Below are 14841 nucleotides of genomic sequence, written 5' to 3'. Positions count from 1 at the left end.
GGAAAAAGTTGCTTATATTGAGGGTAGAAGGTAAAATACGGGCTATGAGTGAGATTAAAAATAATGAACAACTGCATAGAGTCGGGAGTTCTGAGCACAGGAGCCCTGAGCACAGGAACCCCAAGCCCAACAAGCCCAAAAAGAAGAAGCGCAGAGTCTGGCGTGTGGTTCGTCTGATTCTTCTCATCCTCCTGATCATGATTGCGTTCGCCGCGATCTACCTGGTAGCGGGAGGCTACGCGAGTAAAATCATAGCCATGCACGACGAGGCGGTTCAGCTGGTGGCCAATTCCTCGGAGGAGACCTTCGAGGCCTCCCGATCCAGCTTTGTCTACGACAAGGACGGAAATGAACTGGCGGAGCTGGGGGGCAAGAAGAAGATTCAGTATGTGACCAGCGATAAGATGCCCAAGCAGGTCAAGGAGGCTTTTGTCGCCATTGAGGACAAGAGCTTCTACAGGCATCCCGGCGTCAGCCTCAAGGGAATTGCCCGCGCGGCTCTTGCCATGGTCAGAAACCACAAGGTCTCAGGGGGCGGATCCACGATTACCCAGCAGCTGGCGAGAACGGTCTTTCTGACCCAGGATAAGACCTGGGAGCGCAAGGTGGAGGAGATCTTTGTTGCCCTGGAAATGGAGAAGAAATACTCCAAGGACCAGATCCTCAATTTCTACATCAATAATGTCTATTTCATGAATGGTTTCTACGGCATCGGCACCGCGTCCCAGGGCTATTTCAGCAAGGATATCGGCGAGCTGAGCCTGGCGGAGATCACTTATCTGTGCGCCATTCCCAATCGCCCGAGCTATTATGATCCGATCAATCACCCTGAGAACACGGTCGTGAGGCAGACTCTGATTCTCAAGAACATGCTCAAGGACAAGAAGATCAGCCAGGAGGAGTATGATCAGGCCACCGGGCAGCAGATCGCCCTGAATCTGTCCCAGGATCAGAAGGAGTTCCATAATTATGAGACAACATTCGCCGAGTACTCCGCCGTGCGGGCTTTGATGACGGCGGACGGATTTGACTTCCAGTATCAGTTCAACAGCGATGATGAGCGCAAGGCCTATGAGGACAAGTACGGCAAGGAGTACGACAGCTACGCCTCCGAACTCTACACAGGCGGCTATAAGATCTACACCAGTCTGGACGCGAATTTACAGCAGGCCCTCCAGACCGCAGTGGACAAGAACATGAGCAAGCTGAGCGAGACGACGGATAAGGGCATATATGCGGCCCAGTCCGCGGGGACTGTCATTGATAACACGACCGGGAATGTGGTTGCTATTGTCGGCGGCCGAAGCCAGGATAACATCACGACCTACACGCTGAACCGCGCCTATCGCTCCTACCGTCAGCCCGGTTCTTCCATCAAGCCCATTTTGGTCTATACGCCGGCGCTTGAGACCGGAAAGTATACGCCCGACACCCGCGTGCAGGACGCCCCCATTACCAATGGACCTCAGAACTACGGCAATTCCTATATGGGCAATGTCACATTGACCCAGGCCGTGGCCTATTCGCTGAATACGGTTGCCTGGAAGGTCTTTAAGGATGTCAAGCCGGCCAAGGGCCTGCAGTATCTCTACAAGATGCATTTCGCGGAGATATCCAAGAACGATGAGAATCTGGCGGCGGGGATCGGCGGACTGACGAACGGGGTCACAACCGTAGAGATGGCCTCGGCATACGCGGCGCTTGAGAATGACGGCAAATACCGTGAGCCGACCTGCATCGATCATATTGACGACAAGAATGGCAACACCATTTACAGGAACAACCACGGGGAGACACAGATCTATAAGTCGGATGCCGCTCATCAGATGATCACTATGATGAAGGCGGTCCTGGATTACGGAACCGGCGCAGGTCTGAAGCTGAATAACCAGGTGGCCGCGGCCAAGTCAGGAACGACCAACGACTATAAGGACGGCTGGTTCTGCGGCTTCACACCCTATTACACCACGGCGATCTGGACCGGCTATGATACGCCCAGGTCCATGCAGAATCTGACCGGGGCCAATTACCCGGGACGGATCTGGAGGGACTTCATGACCGCGGCCCACAAGAAGCTGACTTACAAGAACTTCTCCTGGGAGACATCGAAGACGTCTTCTGACAGCAAGTCCAGCGGAAGCAGTTCAAGTCAGGAGACTGATGGGCAGAAGGAGGATAAGAAGAATTCCGCGGACAGCAACAGCAAGTCTCAGACGGATTCCACCGGGCAGGAGTCGCCCGCGTCGGAGGACAGCTCTTCGTCCAGCAGTTCAAAGGGGAAATCTTCAGAGTCAAACAGCACGAACCAGAGAGGCGGGGGCGAAACGGACAGTCCCGCCAGTCCGTCCAGCGGTCATTGACAAAATAGCCTCTGACAGCGGTTGTTGATGGAATACCTCCCCCTTGCTATTTGGGGGAGGATTTGTTATTATTCAAGGGCTGATTTCCCAAGGAGGAAATCATCGGCGTGTGGCTCAGCTTGGTAGAGCGCTACGTTCGGGACGTAGAGGTCGCAGGTTCAAATCCTGTCACGCCGACTGCTGTTAAGGAAGAGGAGTTTCGGAGGGGATCCGGAGCTCTTTTCTTATTCATGGAGATGGAATGCTCGCGGCGCGACCGCTTCATTGTCCGTGAGGATAATGCGCCTGCCTGACGTCTGTGGGCCTGTATGCGGCAGAGATTTTGGAGAGAGACCTGGAAGATGGTGTCAGGCGCAGGGAGCTTCAGGAAAAGCGGATATCATATTCGCCAGACAGAGAGTGGGAGGAGAGATGCGGATACTGCTCTTCGCGGCCCTGTGGCCGGAGGTCAGAGGACTGGTTCGAATGATGGGAATGCGCGCAAGGCAAAGCCAACTGCCATATCGCCAGTATCAGGATGAGAGGGGGGAAGTCCTTTTGACCCTGACCGGACCGGGGCCGGTGGCTGTGGCGGCAGCAGTCGGCGCTGTCCTGGCTGTGCACGGCCCAGCTTCGCTTGTCCTGGTCGGAAGCGCGGCGGGGAAGATGACCGGGCAATATGTCGGTCCCTATCGGGTCAACCGACTGATCGACGCGGACGGGAGAAGGAGCTTCTACCCGGACCTGATCTATCCTTATGCCTTCCCCCTGCCGGAGGCTGCTCTGTACAGCCGATCCAGGATCTGGACTCCGGAAGAAATCAGGACGGTTTGTGGCCAAAAAGAGGGCCTGAGCGGGGAAAGCCCTGCGGAACGAGGACCAAATAGAGGAGCTGGCGTCTCGCTCTTTGACATGGAGGGGGCGGCCTTTTTTCAGGCAGCCAACAGCTACCTGGGGCCTCAGCAAATTCATATTCTGAAGATGGTCTCTGACAGGGGACAGGCAGAGGGAGAGAGGATGACCGCGCAGCTCCTGGAGACTCGCATGCGAAGCGGGCTTTCGCAGATAGAGACCTATCTGAGGGCCCTGATGAAGGAGGCCCGGGAGGAAGAAGAGACAGCAGATCGGATGGCAGCTGTCCTGCCCGGTCAGGAGGAGCTTGTCAGAAGAGCCGGTGACCTCTGCTGCTCCGCCAGCATGAAAGAGCAATTGAAGCAGCTTTTGACCTATGCCGGTCTGGCGGGAAAGGACTGGAGAGGCCGCCTTAAGCAAATGGAGGTAAAGGAGAAGCTTCCCGCGGCGGACCGGCGACAGGGCAAGCTTCTCCTGAGGGAGCTTGCAGACTGGGTGATGCGGGATGAGTGAGCAGTTTCGCCATATTTACATCGAAAAAAGGGCTCTGGACTGGCCGAGAACCGGACAGATCCTGAGGCATTTTCCCGGGGCCGAACAGATCCTGATTGACCACTATAAGGATGTCTTCAATCGCAGGCGGCAGGATGTTGGTCTGCAGATCAATCACCGGAGTCTGATTCTGGCTGTCCGCCAGGGGGAGGCGGTATACCCGGGGGCGCCGGTCTGCCAGAGCTTCGGAAGGAGTCATTTTTATTACGCGTCTTCCGTCATGAACTGCCCCTTCAACTGTGAGTACTGTTATCTCAAGGGAATGTACCCCTCCGGGAATATCGTTATCTTCGTCAATCTGGAGGAGATTATGGAGGAGGTGGACCGGCTTTTGACAGAGCATCCGGTCTACCTCTGCGTCTCCTACGACACGGATCTGCTGGCGCTGGAGGCGGTGACAGGGTATGTCTCTGCCTGGGCCGATTTCGCGGCTGATCGGCCGGGCTTAAGCCTTGAGGTTCGGACCAAGGCGGCTCTGCTCTCGGGCTGGGATCACTACCGGGGGCGAAAGGATCTGATCTTCGCCTGGACCCTGTCCCCGGAGACCTATATCAGACAGATGGAGATGGGGGCTGCCAGCCTGACTGCCCGGCTCAAGAGCGTCCGGGCTGCTGTCGAGGCCGGCGCGACTGTCCGGCTGGCCCTGGACCCCATGATCTTTCAGCCCGGCTGGAAAAAGGCCTACGCAGACCTGGTGGACCGGATTTTTACAGACCTGTCTCCCGGACAGATCATGGACGTCAGCATAGGGAGCTTTCGCGTCTCCGCGGATTACTTAAAGCGATTGCGCCGCAATCAGCCCCTTGCCGCCAGTGTGCAGTTTCCCTTTGTGACAGAGGGAGGCTACTGTCACTATCCGGCCCCTCTCCTGGAAGAGATGGAGAGCTTCCTGCGGGAGAAATTGCTGGCCTACGTGGAGGACAAGCAGATCTTCTCCTGGGAGGAGGGCTTGACGCAGGCAAGGCCGATTGACGGCAGTCATACAGGGGAGTAAACTGCAAGGAAGTCAATTTGAAACAATGAAACACCCAGGGAGCATCCAAAATGAACATCAGACAATGGATCAAACCGACCTTCACCCAGGGAGGATTTGGTCTGGAAGAAGAAAATCAGCGGGTGACTCCGGAGGGATTCCTGGCACAGACGGATCATCCCTTTGGGGATGATCCGGTTCTGGACCGGGATTTTTGCGAGAGCCAGCTGGAGATCATTACCGGGGTACACCATAATCCCCGGGAGCTGGTCAAGGCGCTAGGGGACAAGCGGCGGGAGGTAGCCCGCTTTCTGGCGGGGCAAAACACACCGGAGCTGCTCTGGCCCTTCTCCAACCCTCCCTGCCTGCGCTCAGAGAAGGATATCCGAATCGCGCAGTTCGTGGGAGAGAAAGCGGAGAAAACCGTCTATCGCAACTATCTGGCGGGCAAGTACGGCAGAAAGAAGCAGTCTCTGTGCGGCATCCACTTCAACTTCTCCTATCCACAGGCTTTCCTGGACTGCCTGAGGGAAGAGGGCGTCTCTGCGGATCAGATCTACCTGAACCTGGCGGAGAAGCTGCTGGCTTATTCCTGGCTGATTGTCGCCCTGACGGCGGCCTCCCCCCTGATGGATGCTTCCTTCGAAGGTGGAAAGCCGGGGGAGATTCTGGCCGGCATATATTCCTCCTACCGCTGCTCGGACAGGGGCTACTGGAATGAGTTTGAACCCGTCCTGGACTTCGACGCAATCCCGAATTATCTGGACTCCATGAACTACTATGTGGAGACCGGCAAACTCTATTCCGCGGCGGAGCTCTACTATCCGGTCCGCCTGAAGCCAAAGGGCACCAATGCCCTGGATAAGCTCCGGGAAGGCGTGAACCATATCGAGCTGCGCATGCTGGATATCAATCCCCTGCGGGATGAGGGGATTGACCCCTCGGATCTGGAGTTTTTGACTTTGCTCCTGCTCTATCTGACTGCCAGGCCCAAGATGGATCTGTCTGTCATGCGTCAGAGGCGGGCCATGCGGAATATGAAGCAGGCGGCATCCTATCCCCTGGAAAAGGTGTCCCTCTTCTGGACGGACGGGCAGATGCACCCTCTGCCTGAGCTGGCGCTGGAAATCCTTGCGGATATGGAGAATGTGCTGGGAGCTCATGAGGCGATCAGCCGGCAGATCGATAAGATTAAAGATCCCGACAGGTGTTATGCCAGTCAGATTCTGGATCGCTATGGAGAGGACTATATCGGCGGAGGACTGGCCCGGGCGCGCGAACTGGCGGGGATAAGCGAAGGAGATCTGAGACAGAAGGGCAGAAAGTAACAGAAGGCAGGAAAGAAGCGTAAGAGACAGATAAAATCTGAGATAAAAGGATGCGGCTGTGTCCGAAAATAACCGGAGAAAAGGAGATTCAATGACGAAAATTGATTTGATTACCGGGTTCTTAGGCTCCGGAAAGACGACCTTTCTGCGGCATTACGCCAGGTATCTGATAAATCGGGGAATGAATATCGCGATCCTGGAGAATGACTTTGGAGCCATCAATGTGGATCGCATGCTCTTATCCGATCTGGAGGGAGAGTCCTGTGATGTGGAAATGGTTCTGGGAGATAAGGACTATGAGACCCATCAGAGACGCTTTAAGACCAAACTCATCACGCTCGGTATGCTGGGCTATGACCGGGTTCTTGTGGAGCCGTCGGGTATTTATGACGTGGATGAGTTCTTCGACACCCTCCAGGAGGAGCCGCTCAATCGCTGGTATCAGATAGGAAGCGTTATTTCTATCCTGGATGCTCATCTGCCGGAGAACACGGATGAGGAGACCGACTATCTTCTGGTATCGCAGCTGGCCAATGCCGGAAAGGTGGTGTTATCCAAGAGCCAGGAGGTGGATGAGAAATCTTTTTCCCGGACAGTGGACCATATAAACCGTGCCTTAGAGCATTTTCACTGTGACCGGCGGCTGACGCTGGGCGAGATAGAGACCAAACCGTGGGATCAGCTTACAGACGCTGATCTGGAGGGGATCTGTCGGGCAGGTTATCAGAGAGCGGACCACCTCAAGCTGCCTGTCAGCCGGGAAGACCAGTATGACCAGCTCTTCTATATGAATGTAGAGGCGACAAGAGAGGAACTGGCGGAGGACCTGCGGCAGATCTTCGCGGATCCCGCTTGTGGCCATGTGATCCGGGTGAAGGGCTATTTGAATTTGCGCGCGGATGGCAGAGGGCGTGGGGAAACAAATCATGCCGAGGAAGAGGTCAAGCGAGCCGGTCAGGCCGGCTGGCTTAAGGTCAATGCCACTGCGGATGGAATCGAGCTGAGTGACAGCGCGCAGGGACAGGAGGTTCTGATCGTGATCGGAGAGGGCCTGGATCAAAATCATATTGGCGGGTACTTTCATTACGCGTTCGGGACAGACAAGACGCAGTAAAAATGGAGGAGCCTTGTGCCACTCTGGTCAAATATGGCCACCCTGAAATTGTAGAAAAAACGGCACTGTAAGGAAGTTAAAGGAGCAAATATGAAGTACAAGGCGGCAATCTTTGATATGGACGGAACTGTACTAAACACGCTGGATGACCTGGTGACTGCCCTCAACTGGGCTCTGGAGCAGAGCGGCCATCGCCACGATTATCAGGGCAATATGGTTCGGCAGTTCTTTGGCTCCGGTGTTAATGTGGCCATTCAGAGGGCTTTAGCCTATGAGAAGGGTATGCCGGAGGAGGATCTGGTCAGGATAGGAACCCCGGGCTTTGAGAGTGTTGAGGGAGTATCTGATCAGGAAGTGGAGGAGATCGCGACGATTTATAAGCCCTTCTATGCCGAGCACGCCAACGACAAGACCGGCCCCTACCCCGGAATTCTGGATCTTCTGAAGACCCTTCGCGCGAAGAAGATTCCCACGGCTGTGGTATCCAACAAGCCTGATGAAGCGGTCAGAATTCTGGCCGAGGAGGTCTTCGCCGGCCTTTTTGATACCTGTATCGGCGAGCAGGATGGCATCCCGAGAAAACCGGCCCGGGATATGACCGATCTCGTCCTGAAGCGGCTGAACGTTGTCCCCGAGGAGGCGGTCTATATCGGTGATTCCGAGGTGGATATGCAGACGGCAGCCAATGGAGGAATGGACTGTATCAGTGTTGACTGGGGATTTCGCAGCCATTCTTTTCTGGAGGAGAGAGGGGCAGGTCCCATTGTCTCTGACGCAGGGGCGTTGGAGGCAGAGATCCTGAGGAGCTAATGGCCGGCAAAATGAAATGCTGCAGATATAGGCTGCGGGATCCGATTGTCCGGCAGAAAAGCTTTATGCTGCGAGCCGTAGGTACTTATAAAAAAGCGGGAGAGACAGAGAAAATCAGACAAAGAAATGACTGAAAAGCAGAGCAATATTGGTAAATCATTCCAAAGTTGAGCTACTATAATAAGCGCATAACAAGCAATCACAGACGTGCTTTGCAGATATTCTGTTGTGAATAGAAGAAAGACCTCATTTCATGGCAACCGGCAGAGGCAGAGTTCAATACCATGCAGAATGGTAGAGGAATTTCGGTACTCACCCCAAGGGGGCTGGCCGATTTTGCAGTGCCAGACAAATTCTGCTGGATGTCTTAGCGAAAGAGGAGTGAAAGTGCTAAAATGACAATTGATTTTTGTGATTTTTCGCGAGGAGGATCGCGGCATTGGGAATGGGATTTCCCGGAAGCTCTGCTGCGTGAGTTTGGTAAGGGAGTCTGCAATGGCCCAGGAGTTAGTTGAGAAATTACAGGTACAAAAGGCGTTTACCATCCCGATCTTCGGGGGGATTGATATCTATGAATCGCTCCTGATCACATGGGTGGTTATGGCTATTCTGATCGTTCTGTCCCTGTGGCTGACCAGTCACATGTCCGTGGAGCATCCGTCCAAAAAGCAGCTCTTCGTCGAGAGCGCGGTGACCTGGCTGGACAATTTCGTCAAGGGGATGCTGGGCGAGGGAGCAGCGGAATACTCTACCTATCTGGAGACCATTCTTCTCTATATCGGTCTCTCCAATATCATCGGACTGCTGGGGCTTAAGCCGCCCACCAAGGATTTAAGCGTTACGATTGCGCTTGCGGCCATGTCCATTGTTCTGATTGAAGCGGCCGGCATTCGGAAGAAGGGAGTAGGCGGCTGGCTCAAGGCCTTTGCCAAACCCATCGCCATCATCACGCCCATCAATATACTGGAGGTCTTTATCCGGCCTCTCTCTCTGTGCATGCGACTGTTCGGCAATGTCCTGGGCTCTTACGTCATCATGGAGATCATTGAGTACATTGTGCCTGTGGGCCTGCCCCTGGTCTTCAGCGCGTACTTTGATATTTTCGATGGCTTTATTCAGGCCTATGTATTTGTTTTCCTGACCTCCCTCTTTATTGCGGAGGCGGTTGAGGATTAGCGGGACAGGCGTCCTGCCAAGTGAAGATAATAGCGGCGGATGCCGATATTATAGAGCCCCAGGGGGCATTTAAACGTGGAATTCGTTCCAAAATCAATATTCTGGCTTTCAGGAGGAAAAAATCATGAGTGTTACAGCAATCGGAGCAGGTATTGCAGCCATCGCATGCATCGGAGCCGGTCTCGGTATCGGTATCGCAACCGGTCACGCAGCGGACGCAATCGCAAGACAGCCTGAGGCGGACAAGAAGATTCAGTCAAATCTGATCCTGGGCGCAGCGCTTTCCGAGGCGACCGCGATCTACGGATTTGTGTTGGGCATCCTGATCATTTTCATGCTGGGCTGATCCGCGCAGAGACGGCGCCCGCGGGGCGGGAACCGCGGATGTGGAAGCAGCAAGTTAGGAGAAGCAATGTTACACATTGATTTGACAATTCTGTGGGTCATCATTGACCTGATCATCCTCTATTTTATTCTGAAGAAATTCCTCTTCGGACGGGTGCGCGACGTTATTGCCAGGCGCGAGGGACAGATCAAAAAGTCCTATGACGACGCGGCCAGCGTCAAGGCGGACGCGCAGGCCCTGCATGAGAAGTACGAGGCCCAGCAGCAGTCAGCGCAGGCGGAGGCGGCCAATATCCGCATGGAGGCGATCAAGAAGGCCAATGCCGAGTATGACCGCATCCTGGGCGAAGCCAGCGATCGCTCTGATCAGATGATTGAAGAGGCGCAGAAGAAGGCCAGAGCCGCGGCGGAGATCGAGCGCCGTGAGGCGGAGGAGAAGATCACCGATCTGGTCAAGAACGCTGCGGCCAAGCTGGTGGATTCTCAGACCGATGAGCAGATGTATGACGCCTTCCTGAAGGAAGTGGAGAAATAAATGAGCGAGACCAATACAAGGGATGTGAGCACAATGCTTCAGGCCAGGCTGCGGTGTGTGACGCCGCCTTCCGAGAGGCAGGTTGCTCAGTTCAAGGAGTTTTTATCAAAGCGTTATCATACCGCCAGTGCAGCGGATGTGGATCTGACTGTTGAGACGGACCCCTCGGTCGGCGGAGGTTTCATTCTGGCTGTGGGCTCCGATGAGTTTGACTGGTCCACCCGGGGCAGGGAGCGCCAGTTTGAAGACCAGATCGATGAAGCCCGTCAGAGAGCCTCGCGGGGCGCGGATCAGGGCAAGATCGTATCGATCATGCAGGAGGCCGTGGAGGCCTTCCATCTGGCGGCCAAGGCCTCTGAAGTGGGAACGGTTGAGACTGTGGGAGACGGGATTGTCACCATCAGCGGCTTTGACCACGTCCAGTACGGGGAGATTGTTCTCTTTGACAATGGCGTCAAGGGTATGATCCAGGACATCAAGTCCGATAGCGTGGGCGCCATTCTCTTCGACCAGGAGGGGACAATCGGCGAGGGAAGTCATGTGACCGGGACCGGTAAGCGGGCCGGGATACCTGTATCTGACGCATACCTGGGCCGCGTCGTCGACGCGCTTGGCAATCCCATTGACGGAGGAGTTGCGATCAAAGCGTCGGACTACCGCCCGATTGAGAACGAAGCCCCCGGTATCATTGACCGTCAGCCGGTCAATGTTCCCCTGCAGACCGGTATTCTTGCCATAGACTCTATGTTCCCGATCGGCCGCGGTCAGCGTGAGCTGATCATCGGAGATCGGCAGACCGGTAAGACAGCCATTGCGACGGATGCCATTCTCAATCAGAAGGGCAAGAACTGCATCTGTATCTATGTGGCGATCGGACAGAAGTCATCTACGATTGCGGGGATTGTCAACACCTTACAGGCGCATGACGCCATGGACTACTCCGTCGTCGTCGCCTCGACGGCTTCTGACCCGGCGCCCCTGCAGTATATCGCACCCTATGCCGCAACAGCTCTGGCTGAGTACTTCATGCACAAGGGCAAGGACGTGCTGATCGTCTACGATGATCTGTCCAAGCACGCGGTTGCCTATCGGGCCCTGTCCCTTCTTCTCGGACGGTCGCCCGGACGGGAAGCCTATCCCGGAGATGTCTTCTACCTGCATTCAAGGCTTTTGGAGCGCTGCGCCCGTCTCTCTGAGGAACTGGGAGGAGGATCCATTACCGCCCTGCCCATCATTGAGACCCAGGACGGAGATGTATCCGCTTATATTCCGACCAATGTAATCTCCATTACGGACGGTCAGATTTTCCTGGAGCAGGATCTCTTCTTCGAGGGACAGCGTCCCGCCGTCAATGTCGGCCTGTCCGTATCCCGTGTGGGAGGCGCAGCGCAGACCAAGGCAATGAAAAAGGCCACCGGGTCCCTGCGTATTGATTTGGCCCAGTATCGGGAGATGCAGGTCTTCACCCAGTTCTCCTCCGATTTGGATGAGGCGACGAAGAATCAGCTGGCGCAGGGGGCGGTTCTCATGGAATTGCTCAAGCAGCCGCAGGGATCACCGCTGTCTATGAGCGACCAGGTGATCAGTCTTCTGGTCGCTGAGAATGGGAAGATGATTCATGTGCCGGTCAAGGAGGTCAAGGAGTATCAGAGACAGCTCCTGGACTTCTTCGCCGACAAGCATCCGGAAATCGCGGGAGAGATCGATAAGAGCGGCCGCCTGACAGATGTCCTGACACAGTCTGTCTTAGAGGCTGCCGATGAGTTCGCTCCCCTATATGAGAAGGCCCAGGCTTAAGCGCCTGGCATTGCATTAGTACAGAGGAATTCCATGGGCCAGATACGTGAGATCAAAGATCGTATCAGCAGCATTGATAACACGATGAAAATTACCAATGCCATGTATATGATCTCATCTACGAAAATGAATAACGCCAGGAGGTCCCTGGCAGCCACCGAGCCCTATTTCTACGCTCTGCAGGACATGTTCGCCCGCGTTATGCGCCATCTGCCGGAGGGCTTCCACCATCCCTATCTGGATAACCGCGAGAAGCGGCAGCAGGAGGGGGGACTGCGCAGGGCAATCATCTGTGTGACTGCGGATAAGGGATTGGCCGGCTCTTATAACCACAACATTATCAAGCTGACAGAAGAGCTTCTGGCGGATCATCCCAACGGCATGCTCTTTACCGTCGGCGAAGTGGGAAGACAGTATTTTTTGCAGCATCACATCGAGGTTGACGGCGAGTTCCACTATACCGCCCAGAAACCCACCCTGGCCCGGGCCAGAAGCATTGCTTTCGAGATGCTGGATCTCTTTGAGGAGAAGAAGATCGATGAGGTCTTTATCGTCTTCACTTCGATGAAGAATTCAATGGAGACCCAGTGCAACATGACCCAGCTGCTTCCTTTGATCCGGCTGAATGCCAAGCCCTTTAACCAGGAGGAGGCGATGACGGCCATGGGAATTCAGGAGGATTTTGAGCTGGAGCCCAATGCCTCGGAGCTTCTGTATAATATCGTTCCGGATTATCTGAACGGATATATTTACTCCGCCTTAGTCGAGGCCTTCTGCTCCGAGCACTCCGCCCGCATGCAGGCTATGGACAGCGCCAACAAGAACGGACAGGAGCTCTTGCAGGAACTCAATATCCGCTATAACCGGGAGCGCCAGGCGCAGATCACCCAGGAGATCACAGAGGTTGCGGCGGGCGCCAAGGCCAGAGCTCAGCAGCTGGCGGCTGCCGCCGGGCGCAAGAAGCTTAAGAAAGGAGTCATGCCGGATGCAAATCGGTAAGATTGTACAGGTCATGGGGCCTGTTGTAGACGTGGAATTCGCAGAAGAGCCCCTTCCGCTGATCAAGTCAGCCCTGCAGGTTGACAATCACGGCAAGAAGGCAGTGATGGAGGTCTCCCAGCATCTGGGAGGGAATCTGGTTCGCTGCATTATGCTGTCCGCCTCAGAGGGGCTGCAGAAGGATATGCCCGTTCTCGCTACCGGCGCCGGGATCGAAGTGCCGGTGGGAGAGCAGAATCTGGGCCGCCTCTTTAATGTCCTCGGGGATACCATTGACGGAGGGGAGCAGATCACAGGCGCAGAAGAGTGGGAGATCCACCGCAAACCGCCCAAGTTCACAGACCAGAATCCGGTACAGGAGATCCTGGAGACCGGAATCAAGGTCATTGACCTGATCGCCCCCTATGCCAAGGGCGGTAAGGTCGGCCTTTTCGGCGGCGCCGGTGTCGGCAAGACCGTCCTGATCCAGGAGCTGATTCACAACATTGCCACACAGCACGGCGGCTACTCTATTTTCACCGGCGTCGGCGAGCGGTCCCGTGAGGGAAATGATCTCTTCTCCGAGATGAGCGCGTCCGGTGTCATCAAGAATACCGCCTTAGTCTTCGGACAGATGAACGAGCCGCCCGGAGCCCGTATGCGCGTGGCTGAGACCGGACTGACCATGGCGGAATACTTCCGGGATGTTCAGCACAAGGATGTCCTCCTCTTCATCGATAATATCTTCCGCTTTGTCCAGGCCGGTTCAGAGGTCTCCTCTCTTCTGGGACGGATGCCCTCCGCCGTGGGCTATCAGCCCACCTTGGCCAACGAGATGGGAGAATTGCAGGAGAGAATCGCCTCCACCAAGGCCGGGTCTGTCACCTCTGTCCAGGCGGTCTATGTGCCCGCGGATGACCTGACGGATCCCGCCCCGGCGACCACCTTCGCCCACCTGGACGCGACTACGGTATTGAGCCGTAAGATCGTCGAGCAGGGTATTTATCCGGCGGTTGATCCTCTGGGATCTTCCTCCCGCATTCTGGAGGAGAGTATCGTGGGCAAGGATCACTACGAGACGGCTCAGCGGGTTCTGCAGGTTCTGCAGAAGTACAAGGAGCTGCAGGATATCATCGCGATCCTGGGGATGGAGGAGCTGTCCGATGAGGACAAGCTGACCGTCTACCGGGCCCGCAAGGTGAGAAACTTCCTCTCCCAGCCCTTCTCTGTCGCCGAGCAGTTCACCGGAATTCCGGGCCAGTACGTGCCTTTGGAGGAGACCATCCGCGGCTTTCAGGCGATCCTGGACGGTCAGATGGATGATTACCCGGAGAACGCCTTCTTAAACTGCGGGTCCATCGATGACGTCGCTAAGAAGGCCCAGGAGGAAGCGTCTTAAAAAGACAGTATCAGAAAGTGGAACCGGGGAGGAGCTGAACCGGTCAGGGCGTCACAAGGCCTATAAGGAGTCTATCTATGGCTGATCAGGCAACCTTCTTTCTGCGCGTGATCGCGTCAGACAAAAAATTTTATCATGACCAGGCTGAGGCTCTGGTCGTGCAGACCGTGGACGGCCAGCAGGAGTTTCTGGCCCATCACAGCCAGGCCATTTTAGCCATTTCTCCCGGGGAACTCAGAATACGCACCAGAGACGGCGAGTGGATCGATGTCGTGGCGGGATATGGGTCCATGGTCTTCGCCAACAACCGGGCCACGGTTCTGGTGGACACCTGTGAGACGGAGGAGGAGCTGGATGCCAGAAGAGCGGAGGAAGCTCTGGAGCGGGCCAAGGAGCGCCTGCGGCAGCAGCAGAGTCAGAGGGAGTACCACATGACCCAGGCGGCTATGGCCAGGGCCCTCTCCAGGCTCAAGTTCAAGGGCAAGGAAATGCACTGAGAATGGATTGGGATTGATATAGAAAAGCCAGCTAAAAAAAGCGGATTCCTGCGGGGATCCGCTTTTTTTAGCTGGCTTTGCTTTTGAAAGAAAAAAGACAGCTTTGTTTTTTTAAGGGGAAACAGCTCTTCCTTTTTAGAGGGAAA

13 protein-coding genes and 1 tRNA gene are annotated in these 14841 nt (G+C 55.4%); all 14 read left to right on the top strand.

The annotated features are described in order from the left end of the window. Nucleotides 1-44 precede the first annotated feature (44 nt). The 14 genes from GCWU000342_RS08000 to atpC all read left to right on the top strand — a co-directional run bounded on the left by GCWU000342_RS08000 (nucleotide 45) and on the right by atpC (nucleotide 14695). On the top strand, nucleotides 45-2360 hold the full coding sequence (locus GCWU000342_RS08000; protein WP_169304671.1) for a transglycosylase domain-containing protein: 2316 nt from the start codon (nucleotides 45-47) through the stop codon (nucleotides 2358-2360). Between the two features lie 103 nt (nucleotides 2361-2463). Continuing rightward, nucleotides 2464-2537, top strand: a tRNA-Pro gene (locus GCWU000342_RS07995). 234 nt (nucleotides 2538-2771) lie between these two features. Next, a complete protein-coding gene (locus GCWU000342_RS07990; RefSeq protein ID WP_169304670.1) occupies nucleotides 2772-3704 on the top strand; it encodes a phosphorylase family protein in 933 nt (310 codons plus the stop codon). After that, nucleotides 3697-4737 (top strand): SPL family radical SAM protein, encoded by a 1041-nt coding sequence (locus GCWU000342_RS07985; RefSeq protein ID WP_006906885.1) that lies wholly within the window; start codon nucleotides 3697-3699, stop codon nucleotides 4735-4737. Before GCWU000342_RS07990 ends, GCWU000342_RS07985 begins: the two co-directional genes overlap by 8 nt. A gap of 50 nt (nucleotides 4738-4787) precedes the next feature. Further along, nucleotides 4788-6044 (top strand): hypothetical protein, encoded by a 1257-nt coding sequence (locus tag GCWU000342_RS07980; protein WP_006906884.1) that lies wholly within the window; start codon nucleotides 4788-4790, stop codon nucleotides 6042-6044. A 91-nt stretch (nucleotides 6045-6135) separates the two neighbouring features. Continuing rightward, a complete protein-coding gene (locus GCWU000342_RS07975; RefSeq protein ID WP_006906883.1) occupies nucleotides 6136-7158 on the top strand; it encodes a GTP-binding protein in 1023 nt (340 codons plus the stop codon). A 90-nt stretch (nucleotides 7159-7248) separates the two neighbouring features. After that, on the top strand, nucleotides 7249-7968 hold the full coding sequence (locus GCWU000342_RS07970) for an HAD family hydrolase (RefSeq protein ID WP_006906882.1): 720 nt from the start codon (nucleotides 7249-7251) through the stop codon (nucleotides 7966-7968). A 495-nt stretch (nucleotides 7969-8463) separates the two neighbouring features. Continuing rightward, on the top strand, nucleotides 8464-9144 hold the full coding sequence (locus tag GCWU000342_RS07965) for a F0F1 ATP synthase subunit A (protein ID WP_006906879.1): 681 nt from the start codon (nucleotides 8464-8466) through the stop codon (nucleotides 9142-9144). Nucleotides 9145-9268: 124 nt separating this feature from the next. Then, nucleotides 9269-9490, top strand: coding sequence for an ATP synthase F0 subunit C (gene atpE, locus GCWU000342_RS07960; protein WP_006906878.1), 222 nt, complete (start codon nucleotides 9269-9271; stop codon nucleotides 9488-9490). A 66-nt stretch (nucleotides 9491-9556) separates the two neighbouring features. Then, on the top strand, nucleotides 9557-10024 hold the full coding sequence (locus tag GCWU000342_RS07955) for a F0F1 ATP synthase subunit B family protein (protein ID WP_006906877.1): 468 nt from the start codon (nucleotides 9557-9559) through the stop codon (nucleotides 10022-10024). Further along, on the top strand, nucleotides 10025-11821 hold the full coding sequence (atpA, locus tag GCWU000342_RS07950) for a F0F1 ATP synthase subunit alpha (RefSeq protein ID WP_006906876.1): 1797 nt from the start codon (nucleotides 10025-10027) through the stop codon (nucleotides 11819-11821). A 33-nt stretch (nucleotides 11822-11854) separates the two neighbouring features. Beyond that, entirely contained in the window at nucleotides 11855-12820 is a 966-nt protein-coding gene (atpG, locus tag GCWU000342_RS07945; protein WP_006906875.1) for an ATP synthase F1 subunit gamma, read from the top strand. Next, nucleotides 12807-14198 (top strand): F0F1 ATP synthase subunit beta, encoded by a 1392-nt coding sequence (gene atpD, locus GCWU000342_RS07940; protein WP_006906874.1) that lies wholly within the window; start codon nucleotides 12807-12809, stop codon nucleotides 14196-14198. Before atpG ends, atpD begins: the two co-directional genes overlap by 14 nt. Nucleotides 14199-14275: 77 nt before the next feature. Continuing rightward, a complete protein-coding gene (gene atpC / locus GCWU000342_RS07935) occupies nucleotides 14276-14695 on the top strand; it encodes an ATP synthase F1 subunit epsilon (protein ID WP_006906873.1) in 420 nt (139 codons plus the stop codon). Nucleotides 14696-14841: the final 146 nt, after the last annotated feature.

This window comes from Shuttleworthella satelles DSM 14600 (genome assembly GCF_000160115.1).
Classification (GTDB): domain Bacteria; phylum Bacillota; class Clostridia; order Lachnospirales; family Lachnospiraceae; genus Shuttleworthia; species Shuttleworthia satelles.
This window is presented reverse-complemented; position numbering and strand designations above follow the sequence as displayed.

Excerpts from the sequence above, each read along its gene's own strand:
- GCWU000342_RS08000 (WP_169304671.1), top strand. The coding sequence starts at position 45 with ATGAGTGAGATTAAAAATAATGAACAACTGCATAGAGTCGGGAGTTCT.
- GCWU000342_RS07990 (WP_169304670.1), top strand. The coding sequence starts at position 2,772 with ATGCGGATACTGCTCTTCGCGGCCCTGTGGCCGGAGGTCAGAGGACTG.
- GCWU000342_RS07985 (WP_006906885.1), top strand. The coding sequence starts at position 3,697 with ATGAGTGAGCAGTTTCGCCATATTTACATCGAAAAAAGGGCTCTGGAC.
- GCWU000342_RS07980 (WP_006906884.1), top strand. The coding sequence starts at position 4,788 with ATGAACATCAGACAATGGATCAAACCGACCTTCACCCAGGGAGGATTT.
- GCWU000342_RS07975 (WP_006906883.1), top strand. The coding sequence starts at position 6,136 with ATGACGAAAATTGATTTGATTACCGGGTTCTTAGGCTCCGGAAAGACG.
- GCWU000342_RS07970 (WP_006906882.1), top strand. The coding sequence starts at position 7,249 with ATGAAGTACAAGGCGGCAATCTTTGATATGGACGGAACTGTACTAAAC.
- GCWU000342_RS07965 (WP_006906879.1), top strand. The coding sequence starts at position 8,464 with ATGGCCCAGGAGTTAGTTGAGAAATTACAGGTACAAAAGGCGTTTACC.
- atpE (WP_006906878.1), top strand. The coding sequence starts at position 9,269 with ATGAGTGTTACAGCAATCGGAGCAGGTATTGCAGCCATCGCATGCATC.
- GCWU000342_RS07955 (WP_006906877.1), top strand. The coding sequence starts at position 9,557 with ATGTTACACATTGATTTGACAATTCTGTGGGTCATCATTGACCTGATC.
- atpA (WP_006906876.1), top strand. The coding sequence starts at position 10,025 with ATGAGCGAGACCAATACAAGGGATGTGAGCACAATGCTTCAGGCCAGG.
- atpG (WP_006906875.1), top strand. The coding sequence starts at position 11,855 with ATGGGCCAGATACGTGAGATCAAAGATCGTATCAGCAGCATTGATAAC.
- atpD (WP_006906874.1), top strand. The coding sequence starts at position 12,807 with ATGCAAATCGGTAAGATTGTACAGGTCATGGGGCCTGTTGTAGACGTG.
- atpC (WP_006906873.1), top strand. The coding sequence starts at position 14,276 with ATGGCTGATCAGGCAACCTTCTTTCTGCGCGTGATCGCGTCAGACAAA.